Source organism: Ruegeria sp. BF10, from assembly GCF_056538725.1.
In genome coordinates this window covers 81,483-92,548 of the sequence record NZ_JBQFTR010000008.1, presented here as the reverse complement: position 1 = coordinate 92,548, position 11,066 = coordinate 81,483, and the positions used below count along the sequence as shown (strand labels likewise).

The 11,066-nt window shown below is 57.6% G+C and carries 10 protein-coding genes; 3 read left to right on the top strand and 7 right to left on the bottom strand.

What is annotated here, in order from left to right; genetic code table 11:
• Positions 1–644: 644 nt before the first annotated feature.
• The gene (locus ACR0DJ_RS19465; RefSeq protein WP_480686319.1) at positions 645–848 is read left to right on the top strand and encodes a hypothetical protein; all 204 of its coding nucleotides are present in this window, start codon (positions 645–647) and stop codon (positions 846–848) included.
• A gap of 58 nt (positions 849–906) precedes the next feature.
• Here the strand turns inward: ACR0DJ_RS19465 and ACR0DJ_RS19460 are convergent, their stop codons facing one another.
• Positions 907–1,914, bottom strand: coding sequence for a replication initiator protein A (locus ACR0DJ_RS19460; protein WP_170346939.1), 1,008 nt, complete (start codon positions 1,912–1,914; stop codon positions 907–909).
• Positions 1,915–2,300: 386 nt separating this feature from the next.
• Between ACR0DJ_RS19460 and ACR0DJ_RS19455 the strand changes: the two genes are divergently transcribed.
• A complete protein-coding gene (locus ACR0DJ_RS19455; protein WP_170346937.1) occupies positions 2,301–3,728 on the top strand; it encodes an AAA family ATPase in 1,428 nt (475 codons plus the stop codon).
• 77 nt (positions 3,729–3,805) lie between these two features.
• A complete protein-coding gene (locus ACR0DJ_RS19450) occupies positions 3,806–4,822 on the top strand; it encodes a ParB N-terminal domain-containing protein (protein ID WP_480686070.1) in 1,017 nt (338 codons plus the stop codon).
• Between the two features lie 40 nt (positions 4,823–4,862).
• Here ACR0DJ_RS19450 and ACR0DJ_RS19445 read toward each other — a convergent pair whose 3' ends face one another.
• The 6 genes from ACR0DJ_RS19445 to ACR0DJ_RS19420 all read right to left on the bottom strand — a co-directional run bounded on the left by ACR0DJ_RS19445 (position 4,863) and on the right by ACR0DJ_RS19420 (position 11,049).
• Positions 4,863–6,788, bottom strand: coding sequence for a hypothetical protein (locus ACR0DJ_RS19445; RefSeq protein WP_480686069.1), 1,926 nt, complete (start codon positions 6,786–6,788; stop codon positions 4,863–4,865).
• A 70-nt stretch (positions 6,789–6,858) separates the two neighbouring features.
• Positions 6,859–7,647, bottom strand: coding sequence for a glycosyltransferase family 2 protein (locus tag ACR0DJ_RS19440; protein WP_480686318.1), 789 nt, complete (start codon positions 7,645–7,647; stop codon positions 6,859–6,861).
• A 17-nt stretch (positions 7,648–7,664) separates the two neighbouring features.
• Positions 7,665–8,477 (bottom strand): sugar phosphate isomerase/epimerase family protein, encoded by an 813-nt coding sequence (locus ACR0DJ_RS19435; RefSeq protein ID WP_170347078.1) that lies wholly within the window; start codon positions 8,475–8,477, stop codon positions 7,665–7,667.
• Positions 8,474–9,418: an NAD(P)-dependent oxidoreductase gene (locus ACR0DJ_RS19430; RefSeq protein ID WP_171727145.1), complete on the bottom strand. Its 945-nt coding sequence runs from the start codon at positions 9,416–9,418 to the stop codon at positions 8,474–8,476. The genes ACR0DJ_RS19435 and ACR0DJ_RS19430 overlap by 4 nt, the downstream gene beginning before the upstream one ends.
• A 39-nt stretch (positions 9,419–9,457) precedes the next feature.
• Entirely contained in the window at positions 9,458–9,880 is a 423-nt protein-coding gene (locus tag ACR0DJ_RS19425; protein ID WP_170347074.1) for a GtrA family protein, read from the bottom strand.
• The gene (locus ACR0DJ_RS19420; RefSeq protein WP_480686068.1) at positions 9,880–11,049 is read right to left on the bottom strand and encodes an FAD-dependent oxidoreductase; all 1,170 of its coding nucleotides are present in this window, start codon (positions 11,047–11,049) and stop codon (positions 9,880–9,882) included. The genes ACR0DJ_RS19425 and ACR0DJ_RS19420 overlap by 1 nt, the downstream gene beginning before the upstream one ends.
• Positions 11,050–11,066: the final 17 nt, after the last annotated feature.

Below are 11,066 nucleotides of genomic sequence, written 5' to 3'. Positions count from 1 at the left end.
CTCACGGGTTGCGGTCTGGCTTTCTGACTCAGGCCGCGCTGGACGGTGCGCCGATCCAGGCCGCCATGCGCCTGTCGCTGCACCGCTCTGTGGCGCAGGCGCAGAAATACTATGACGACGTCGATATCGCCGAAAACCCGGCGGCGGATCTGCTGGGGTAATCGTTTGCCAAAAAATGACGGCATGGGTCGAAGCCCTGTTCGCGCCCCTCTCCGTTCGACACCCTGATTGCGTATCCCGGGCGTTTGCTTGCCTTTGAATGAAGCCATCGGAAAAGCACGGAAGAATTGGCGGCGCCGGTCAAAATGGCCATGGGCGAAATCGGCTGCATTCTGAAATCAAATCGAGATAGGCGGACCTTTGCACGTCTTGACGAACCTCCATTGCCATAAATGGCTGCCCCTCATAAATTACACATCAGAAAAGCAAGACATGTTCATGTCTCAACAAAAAAAACACGCTGTGTTGAACGAGTAGTGGGGCAAAGCCCCGTCAGGTAAAAATAACCAAATTTTAACCCAAGGTGGTTCACAGTTTTGCCATGATTCCGGCGCGGAATCATACCGGGCACTCACCCCGGTGGCACAAACACGGCCACTCTGGAAACTGACGTGGCCAAGACCAATGCCGGAGGACCGGATAACATGATGGGAATTCTCGGAATAGCTGTCCTTGTTGGCTTGGGAGCCAGTGGATTTGCTTTGTACTCCGGCATGTCCATCCTGATGGTCATAGGAGTCTACATGCTGGCGGGTTGGGCATTCATCCTTGCCGCCGTCATCGTGATCTTCGCCATCCGGTCATTCAGACCACAGGCACAGAAACAGGATCACGCCTATTCGGGCTGATCCTTTACAATGTACCGGAACATCTTCCATCAAATCAGCAAATGCGCAGCGGGATGCCCTAGTCCCGTCCGGCGACCCGCTTGGCCACATAACCCAGAAACGCCCGCTGCGGGTTTCTGATCTGTGGGCGGCCTGACGCGGCCCAATAAGCCAGCCAATCCGCTTCCAGCGCATAGACATCGCGGCCCGGCGCCATCGCCCTGGCCTCCTCCAGCGCCTGCGGCGGCAGGATCGGCTTGTCCGGCCCCTCGACCACCTGACCCCGGCGCGAGAACCGGATCAGGTCGCCCGGCTCTTCGGTCATCTCATAATCGGGCAGGTGATCGGCTGCGATCATGTCACGGATCATCTTGCGGAACACCCGCCGGGGAGAGGCCGAGCCGGATTTCTTCAGCAGCACCTCGACCGAGATCCGCCACTCGGGCTGACGGCCACAATGTTTGCGCGCCAACTCATAGATCCGCCGCTCGAGCGGTTTGCGCAGGCGGAAGTAATCGCGGCTGAGGGTCAGCACCGATTTCGCCAGCACCGCGCGGAACAGCCAGTCCGACAGTTTCACGCTGACGCTGGCCATCCGTCCTGCCCTTGTGTGCCGCACGATTTCCCAGCTTTCGATCAGGCCGAACCCGGTGGTGGTTTCCTTTTCACCCGTCACAATGTTGGTGGTGATCCTTGTGCCGGCCAGCCGCTCGAACGCTTCGCGCAGACGCTTGTAGCCATCACCACTGGTTTCGCGATTGGTGGCCACCATCAGATCATGCGCTGTCAGATGCAGCACTCGGCTGACCGTCCGGCCCGCATTGATCGCCGCCATCAGCTGGCTGATGCAAAAGATCAGGATGTCCTTGTCGTGGATCGTCGCCAGACCGCGCACCGAAGGCGTCACCGTGATCTCGACCCCGTTATGTTCGTAATTGAGGATCCGCCGATCCGGCCGGGTCGAGAGCGAAAACATAGGATGCTCCATCGAACCCATATCTGTCTTGGGCAGCGCATCGAAGATATCGCATACAAAAAAATCGCCCGTTGGGTGCCGGTCAGGCAACAACGCCCCCGACCCGCTCATACTGCCCTGCCCATATGTCCTGCCCGAATCTTTGTTCGTGGTTTTATTGACGCTCACCGTAGAGTTATCCACAGGATGCGTAAAGCCGCCGGAACGTGGGTTCAGAGTCACTGCAACGTGGGATCAGAGTCACCCTATCGTGGGATCAGATTCAGTATGATCTACAAGAAATACAAAAACCCCTTTTTTTTCTTATACTTAAGAGAATTTGAATTGACCCGTAACTAATAAGATAACAGGATTCTAACGGAACATTTTTTTGCTGTACGCTCAAAAGCAGCGTCTCGAAGGGTTTCTACCCCTTAATTTTGCTTAGAAAATCCGGTTTTGTGCTCATAATGCTTTCACATGCGTCCTTTTGTGGTATATTTGCGAAAACATAGCACATGGGCAGTATTTCAATGCGAGCAGCAACCTCCGAGGGGCTTCCCCCGTATTTCAATATCGATCCGGATCTGGCCTATGCTGAACTGGGTGATCCAACCGGAACACATGAGTTCTCACAGATCGCGGATGCCTGTGCACGGGGTCGTAGCGACCTGGCAAACCGGGGGCTGGAAGAAAACGGTCAGAAAAAGCTGCGCCTGTTTTCAACCTGGGAAATCACCAAATATCTGATCCCTGTGGCACCAGCCCATTTTCGCCGGGTCCTGAAAGGCAATCCGGATTTGCCCCAGGGACAGTCCGAAACCGAGGGCGGCGCCAAGTGGTTCACGCTGGATGAAGTTCTGCGGCTGCGGGCGCATTTCGCCTCGGAAGGATCCAAGGCAAAAGAATACCGTCCCTACCGCCCCGAGGGTCTGCCCGCCAAGATCGTCTCGGTAGCGAATTTCAAGGGTGGCGTCGGCAAAACCTCGACCTGCGCCCATCTGGCCATGTCGGCGGCTCTGGACGGCTACAAGGTTCTGGTCATCGACCTGGACAGCCAGGGTTCGATGACATCGATCTTCGGCGGCAAGGTGAGCGATGAATGGCAGACGGTGTTCCCCTTGCTCGCCCGTCATTACGCCACCCATCTGCGCCGCGACAATCAGGGGCGTCTTGACCGGGGTGAGGCCCCGCATCCGATCGACGACACCCTGTCCGAGGCGCTGAAGACCCGCAGCAGCGATCTGATCCAAACCACCCACTGGCCGAATATCGATCTGATCGGAGCTCAGCTGAACCTCTACTGGGCGGAATTCCAGATCCCCGTCTGGCGAATGCAGGGCCGCAGCTGGAAGCTGTGGGATGCACTGACCGATACGCTGGACGAAGATGGGGTGCTGGACGATTACGATATCATTTTCATCGATACCCCCCCTGCCCTTGGCTATCTGACGATCAACGGGCTGGCCGCATCGGATATCCTTCTGGTGCCCATGGGGGCCTCGTTCCTGGAGTTCGACTCCACGGGGCGGTTCTTTGACATGCTGCATTCCACCTTCCAGTCCATCGAGGATGGCGAGAACATGGCCGCGCGCGCCCTGGGGCGACCCGAAATGGCGTTTCAGTGGGATGCGGTGCGCACGATCATCACCCGCTATGACGGCAGCCAGCAGGCGGAACTGGCCGGGCTGATGCAGGCCTATCTGGGCCGGACCCTGTCGCCGCACTGGCAGGGCTACACGGCGCTGATCGGTCAGGCCGGGGAACAGGTCAACGGTATCTACGAGGCCGATTACCGAGATTTCAACCGCGAAACCTATGTGCGCGGGCGGGAAACCTTTGATGCCACCTATGCCTCGTTCAAGAAGCTGCTGATCGGCGTCTGGCGGGGCGAAGAACGGGCCCGGCAGGCCGAAGAGGCGGGAACACCGGAATTGTCGCTCTGAGCGCGATGTTTCGCGCGCGAAACACGCCTGCCATGTCCCGAAACAGAGTCTGATCCGCGCAGGAAAAGGAGAAACCAATGGCAAAACGCAAACGACTGACCCCTGCCCGGCCGGATTATCTGGAAGACAACCACCCTGCCCCTGGGCTGAACCCCATGTTTCCCGCAGATACACCCCGCGCCGCGCCGCCGGTCGCGCAGGTGGCCGGGGCCACGGCGGCTCAGGCGGCGCTGGAAGAGCTGTCCGGAGAATTGCGTGCCGCGCGGGCCGAAGGGCGCTTGGTGCAGGATCTGCCGTTGGACGTCATCGAAGAAACCTATCTGGTGCGTGACCGCATGGCGGCAGATGACGCGGACATGGAGGCGCTGAGGGAAAGCCTGAAGACCCGCGGCCAGCAGACCCCGATCGAGGTCGTGGAACTGGAGGGCGGGCGTTACGGGTTGATCTCGGGTTGGCGGCGCATGACCGCGCTTCGGGCGCTGGCGCAGGAGACGGGTGAGGCCCGCTTTGAAACCGTACGCGCGTTCCTCAGACAGCCACAGAGTGCTTCGGATGCTTACGTAGCCATGGTCGAGGAAAACGAGATCCGCGTCGGGCTGAGCTATTACGAGCGTGCCCGGATCGTGGCGCGCGCGGCAGAGCAGGGGGTTTACCCGGATGAAGCCACTGCCCTGCGCGGACTTTTCGCGTCGGCCAGCCGGGCGAAGAGATCCAAGGTCGGCTCGTTCATCGCGATCTATCACGCCCTGGATGACCATTTGCAGTTCCCTTCGGCGATTCCTGAACGGTTGGGGCTGTCGATTGCGAAAGTTCTGAAGGAGGAGGCAAAAGCCGCTTCCTTGATCACCACCGCTCTGCGGAAGGCCGCACCTCAGAGCGGGGAAGCCGAGATTTCCGCTCTGACCCGTGCAGTGAGCGGCCTGGGGTCGAATGGGAAAAACCCACCTGCTGCCAAGACCCCCCTGAAAGAGACATTCGGCGGCATTCAGTTGAAACAGAGTCGAAACGGTGCACAGGTCACCCTGTCCGGCGATGGAATGTCCGAGACATTTCTTGCGGAGTTGAAAGCCTGGTTGCACGCGCGCGGCACATGATGTTTCGCGCGCGAAACAGAGGCCAAAGGATATGGTTGTGCTAATCCGTCGGTTCGTTTCGATACCCGAGCACAACGTAACTGTCGTTGCTGAATATCGGCGTATAATTGTCAGCCAGGTAATTGCCGACCAAACGCCGCCACCGCGTTTGAATTTGCGCGACTTCGGTCGGTACAGCAGGAACATGGGCCGATGACAGAATTTCCCGCAGTCGGCCAAACTGCCCTGAACTGATCCAGTCCGGCTCGGGCGTTGCGGATGTGTCTTCGGGTGTGGATCTCAGCCAGTCATAAGCTTCGCGTTCGATCACGACGAGCACATCCGGATTTTCTGAAAGTGCCTGACGAAGCAAATTGCCCCGGTCATCCCCGTAGATGAAGTTGTCTGTCAGGTAGCCGAACTTGGAAACACCCACTTTCATGGGCAAAGACCACAGGCGATCATAGGCGAAAACCCTGGCGCCCCTTTGTGGCGGCTCTGCAAGGAAGGTGGCAAGTTCGACGATATCCTCAGACGGGTTTCTGCGTTCGTTCAGAATATTTGGTCTTTCGCTGTCGATATGCTGTGCGGTCTGGGGGGCCTGATCCGAAAGCATGGCCTTGTAATTCGCAAGCAATCCTTCGCGGAAGACGTATCGGACGATTGTGAACTGTCCGAAGGAATAGGTCAGGGCCAGTATCAGTGTCAGCATGATGCCCAGCACGCGAACACGCCGAGTAATCGGCATGACAGACGTGCGCAGTGGCAGAATGAGGCTGAAGGCTATGGGCAGGGCGCAGGGAACAAGGTGCCATTGATCTGCCCGGCTGAGGCCGCTTTTGAGCAAAAGCGCGGCATAGGCCAACGCGCCGATGGCCAATAGATCGCCGGGGCCTGGCATTTCGGTCCACTTGCGGCTCAGGGCGGTTCCGACAAGCCAGATTGCGATAAGTATCAGGGCAAATACGGCAAGGCTTGAAGCTGTCCAGTAGAAGCGAAATGCGGCCTCTCCGGAATCAAACTGGGCCGTCAGGTAACGGATGACGGAAAAGTAATCCATCATGGCCGGTCCCAGAAGCAGCCACAGGCATCCCAGCCAGACGATACAGGATACAGCCCCTGTAAGCAGCAACGCGAGGATGGCGCGTTTGTCCCGCAATTTGATGAACAGCGACGCATAGATCGCCAGAATGCCAATTGCCGTCGCAGCTCCGAATTCCTGCGAATAACTGAGCAGAAGCCCGACCGCCACACCGTGGAGCGCGCTTAGCCCGAAATGCAAAGGGCGTTGGGCGACGCTGATCAGGATCAGAACGCCCATAAGTTTGCGCAGACCATTCTGGTTTGGTCCGAGCATCGTATTGAAATACAGGCTGGACAGCAGCAGGAACGCGCCAACCCGAGCCCAGAATGATGAAATATACGTCTGAATGGGAATGAGCAGAGCCAGCATCACCAGCAGTTCGAGCATCATCACATAGGTGTAGAAGGACGTCAGTGAGAAGGATGTCAGCTGGGTCCACCAGTAGGCCGGATAAAGCATCAAAGGCCCGTAGAGGAACTCGAAATCCAGATATGGAACATCTCCGCCCAGCATCCTGTGTATGGCTGTCAAATGGATGGACTCTTCGAAATACGATCCTTTGGGTGCCAGCGCAGGGGGGAAGTACAGGAACACAACGGCAAGAATTGTGATCATTGGAAGCAGGCAGGACAGGGCCAAACCCGGCTTGTTTACAGATCGCGGAGGGGCGATGGGGGACTGGTCTGTGTTGCGGGACAACACCCAGACACCCGTCAGGGTAAACAGAATCCACAGCAGGCTCGTGAGATGTGCAATCCGATTGTTGTACCCTTCAGCCTGTGCCGCGCTGATCACGCCGGGTGCGTGCCCGAACTGTTCGGGCAGCCATAGCATCAGTGGCAGCAGCAGAAGAAATGAGAGGGTCGCAAGAATTATGCCGGGCCAGTACTGGTGGGTGTTCATCTTTTCCTTGCCTTCGCCTTGTACCGGAAATCGGTGGTGTCGTTGAATTTCGCAATGCCGGTTTGAGTGTCTAAACCTTGGGGTGATAGCGTCCTGTCACGGCCCCGATCAATTCGCCGAATAGGTCGAATTTTCCACGAAACCCATTGATTTTAGTTGGTATTTTTCCACTGTCTGGATAGGCCCGGGTCACTCCGACTTCGGTGACGTCATACCCGAGCTGCGAGGCCCGTACGGACAGGTAAAACAGCAGATTGTAGTTCATGAAGACGTCCCGAAACGGGCGCACACCCGGGTCTGTCAGAAAGGCGCGGGAATAACCGCGGAACCCGTTGGTGGTGTCGGTGAACCAGTGCCGCGCCGCAAGGCTGATCAAAGGCGCGTGGATCAGGCGACCTGCGATCCACCGTGACAGGGGGGTGTTGATCGCGCTGCCTCCGGGTGCATAGCGCGACCCCTGCACATAGCCATATCCGGCCTGAAGCTTTTCGAGGATGGATTGGATTCCTTCGACGCCATCCTTGCCATTGCCGTCCATGGTAATGATCGCGTCATACCCTTGTTCAAGCGCCCAGGCATAGGCCATTCGCAATTGCGCGCTCAGCCTGCCGGGGCCGGTCTTGGTCAGGCAGGCCCGGACCCTTCTGTATTCCAGTTGCTGCGCATCCGTAGACCCGTCGTCGGATCCGCCATCGGCAATGATGATGTCCACCGGCGGTTGCAGGTCGGCGATGGCGTCCAATTGACCCAGCAGTCGTGTGCCTTCGTTGATGACCGGGATCACCAGAGCCGTGGAAAACACACGGGGTTTGAAAACGGTGCATTGATATGCGGGGACCTGGTGGTCTGGTTCATCCATGGACATGTGGCCCCCTCTCATCGCGGCCCGAAACACGAGGCCAGAGATTCCGAAAGCGCGGGAATCCCGCCGCGCATTTCAACCGAAATCCACTTGCGCCAGCCCGTCGCGTCCAACAGGCCCGCTGCATGTCTGACAACCGGCACCTGCGTTGACAGAGGAGCCAGCTCTGGGGTGCTGAGATGAACGTGGTTTGAAACGCTCAGAGCGGCAGGAAGCCAGGTCTCGAATGTTTCGATCTCATGCGTCATGATGGCGGCCCCCAGATCCAGGTTCATGCGAATTGCCGGGTGATCAAGTGATTTGACAACATCCAGCGTATCCGAGATGCGGGTCATGAAATTCGTGCCGTATTGCTCCGGGTTGGGTTCCAGCGCGATGACAACACCTGCCGCTGCCGCCGCATCCCCCATCCTGAAGAAACTGTCGCGCCAGATTGCCTCGGCCTGCGCTTTTGTCATGTCATCCGGGATCACCCTGTTTTTCGGGGACCCGAATACAAGGTTTTCGCACCCCAGACGGGCTGCAAGCCTGATCGCGCCCTTCATGGTGTCCTGCAAGGTTTCCTGTTCCAGAGGCGAGCCAAAAAGCCGGGCGTTATCGGCACCAAACAAAAGTGACTGCATCGAAGAGGGGCGCAGCCCGAATTCCGCAAGCTGCAAGAGGACCTGTTCGCACTCCTGCGCCGTTGCATCCAGCGGCGCGGCCAGATCGGGAAACAGCAACCCCGGTGCGAATTCAAGGCCGCTGACCGCATGGTCACGCAGCAGCGCATAAGCGTCCAGCCTCTGATCTGGGGACCAGGCGATATTTGAAACAGACAGCTTCATTGGTTGATCCCGGTAAATTCCCGGATACCGGACAGAATGTCATCCCGTCCAAGCAGATAGCCATCCTGACGTCCCCAGAGCTGTGAGAACCGGCTGCGCATATCCTGAGTGATCTGCGGTGCTTCACGGTGGTTGAAGGGGGCTCCCGTCAGGCTTTGATAAATATCGCCGGCGCGCAGAGGACGGGTTGCAAGGTTGAGGAAGGACAAACCGCTTTCACGGGCTGTCATGATGTCGCGCCACAGTCTGGACAGGTCGTAGAACTGGAACATGCTGTCGGCGTGCGTGAAGGCAAGCGCCGTGATCCCGGCGGTTTCGCAGATTTCACGCAGATGTTCGCCGGTGCCCGAAGCTGCTATTTCAGCCCGGTTGCAGCGCCACATCCGGGCGGTCTCATCCCAGCTGAAGCCCTGTTCGACAATGTGCCGTTCGGCAGCCTCTGTTGCCGTGTACAAGGCGTCATATTTTTCAGGCTTCAAGAAAGACGGCACCGGGTTCATGCAATCGAACAGGAAGTTCTTTTTCAGATCGTGCCCGAACAAAGCCGGCAAGCGCAGTATGGAATGGCGTGGAAAGCAATCCGCAATCAGGGTCTCGAACTCCCGGCGATGGCGTCCATAAGCAAGTTCGGTTTCAAAATCGTCGCTGTCTTCGGTCACGCCGCCGGATGGGTCGCGGTAGACTGCGATTGTCGAGATCAGGGCGACATGATCTGCCCGTACATGACGCAGCCTTTCGAACAATCCCAGAATATTGGCCCGGTCCGCATCGGGGTTCTGATTGGCCAGCCACATCGTAGCGGGGACGGCCGAAACCACAAGCATGTCACAGTCATGTTCAGCCACCTGGTCAATGTTGGATGAGTTGAAAAGGCCCGAGAATTTGTGCTGACGAACCAGGTTCCCGCCGACAAACCCTGTATATCCGACGAGACAATCCATTTTTTAATCCTTTGAAACTCTTTGACACACAGATCAGGCTTACAACTCTTCCGGTGGTAACCCTTGCGTATTCCGTTTGAAAACAATGCGGGAGTTTATAACAAAATTCACCGTAAGTGACACGCTGGCCCCCGCCAACAGGATCAGAGTGTCGCGTAGCCAGCTGGCTGTAAGAGCAGCGTCAACAAAGGGCTCAATTGCCACGATTGTTGCGATTCTGGCACCGCCGGCACAGGCCGCGCTCAGCAGAACCCCGGCCAGACGCCGCATCGAAACGGCACTGTTGTCAGAGCGGAACAGCCAGAATTCAAACAGCAGATAGTTGCATGCACCAACAGCCAGAAAGCTCAGCGTCGCCGATAGCCACAGCGGGACCCCGGCAACCCGATGCAGGAAAAGGGCCATCACAATGTCGACGACCAGACCGATCCCGCTGATTGCTGTGAACCTCAGAAAGCGCATCAGGTCTCGGTCACCAGATGTGGTGACAACGCGGCCCAGTCCGGGCGCCTGGCCTGGAGAAACTCGAACAGGTCGAAAATATTGTCGATTTTCCCTCCGAGTATTGAAAACAAGCCCGGCATCTGCTCGTGCTCATCCATCAGGATGGGCCGTCCATCGTCAAACTCGTTGCGCAACAGCACCGTCTTTACGTCAAACAGTGACTGCTGCCATTCGATGCCAGCCAGGCAGGGCATATAGCGCGCCGCATCATTGACCATATGACGCCAGCGGCTGTGATGCTGCAACTGTTCGAACTGTTCATATGCGGAAGGGCCCGCAGGTGTATCGATCCACGACGCCTGAGGCGTATAGCGGACATGCGACAGAGAATAGGCCCCTTCAGCCGGGAAGGGCATGACCGAAAAGAAAGGCCCGTCCATTACGGTGACGGCAAGGTGGTTCAGCTCGGCAGGGGGGGTGACCAGCGCAATCTCGACCATTTCATGTTTCAGAGGGTACAGATCAAGACCGCTGTTTCTCAGCAATGTATTGATCTGGGCATAGCCGACATTGAAAACCGTTTTAGCGCCAACCGTGGCGCCGTTCGAAAGGTCGACTTCGAGATGCCCGCTTTTGGTCTTCCGAACCCGATGTGCTTCGGTTTCGAACCAGATAGGTACGTCATGCTTGGCCATTCTTGCCCGCAGGTGCTGCCGCAGCCTGGTCCAGTCAAACGCATATTCCTGACAGGTGAATACCGCCTCGATTTCGGTTGTGTCGAACAAGGCGCTTTGCGACGGGCTGGCGCGCTGAATGGGGGCACCCATCAGTTTGTACATTGCCTCGAACCGGTTGGCCTGCACATGCGATTTGCGCCGGGCGATGGCGTAGAGCATTTCGAAATCGTCCTGAATGCAACTTCGGAAGGCGTCTGTGAATATCGGAAAGTTCTTCAGGGACCGCTGCGCGGTGACAAAGTTTCTGGGATAATGCAGGCCAGAGTGAACCCGCGCCTGATTGACCGCCGAGGCACGCGTCATCAGCTCGGCGTCGCGTTCGATCACCAATACCCGGTCGGTCATACTGCGAAACAGCAGGCTGAGTGCACAGCCAAAGAACCCGCCGCCTATGATGACGACGTCGAAATCCGCAGCACCTGCCGGTTCAGGGGGGGCTGAATGGGTCATCACGGTTGATCGGGGGC

What these genes read in the sequence shown, in the direction of transcription:
- ACR0DJ_RS19460 (WP_170346939.1), bottom strand. Translation starts at nt 1,914, where the DNA reads ATGAGCGGGTCGGGGGCGTTGTTGCCTGACCGGCACCCAACGGGCGAT.
- ACR0DJ_RS19425 (WP_170347074.1), bottom strand. Translation starts at nt 9,880, where the DNA reads ATGCGCTTTCTGAGGTTCACAGCAATCAGCGGGATCGGTCTGGTCGTC.
- ACR0DJ_RS19455 (WP_170346937.1), top strand. Translation starts at nt 2,301, where the DNA reads ATGGGCAGTATTTCAATGCGAGCAGCAACCTCCGAGGGGCTTCCCCCG.
- ACR0DJ_RS19430 (WP_171727145.1), bottom strand. Translation starts at nt 9,418, where the DNA reads ATGGATTGTCTCGTCGGATATACAGGGTTTGTCGGCGGGAACCTGGTT.
- ACR0DJ_RS19465 (WP_480686319.1), top strand. Translation starts at nt 645, where the DNA reads ATGATGGGAATTCTCGGAATAGCTGTCCTTGTTGGCTTGGGAGCCAGT.
- ACR0DJ_RS19445 (WP_480686069.1), bottom strand. Translation starts at nt 6,788, where the DNA reads ATGAACACCCACCAGTACTGGCCCGGCATAATTCTTGCGACCCTCTCA.
- ACR0DJ_RS19450 (WP_480686070.1), top strand. Translation starts at nt 3,806, where the DNA reads ATGGCAAAACGCAAACGACTGACCCCTGCCCGGCCGGATTATCTGGAA.
- ACR0DJ_RS19435 (WP_170347078.1), bottom strand. Translation starts at nt 8,477, where the DNA reads ATGAAGCTGTCTGTTTCAAATATCGCCTGGTCCCCAGATCAGAGGCTG.
- ACR0DJ_RS19440 (WP_480686318.1), bottom strand. Translation starts at nt 7,647, where the DNA reads ATGGATGAACCAGACCACCAGGTCCCCGCATATCAATGCACCGTTTTC.
- ACR0DJ_RS19420 (WP_480686068.1), bottom strand. Translation starts at nt 11,049, where the DNA reads ATGACCCATTCAGCCCCCCCTGAACCGGCAGGTGCTGCGGATTTCGAC.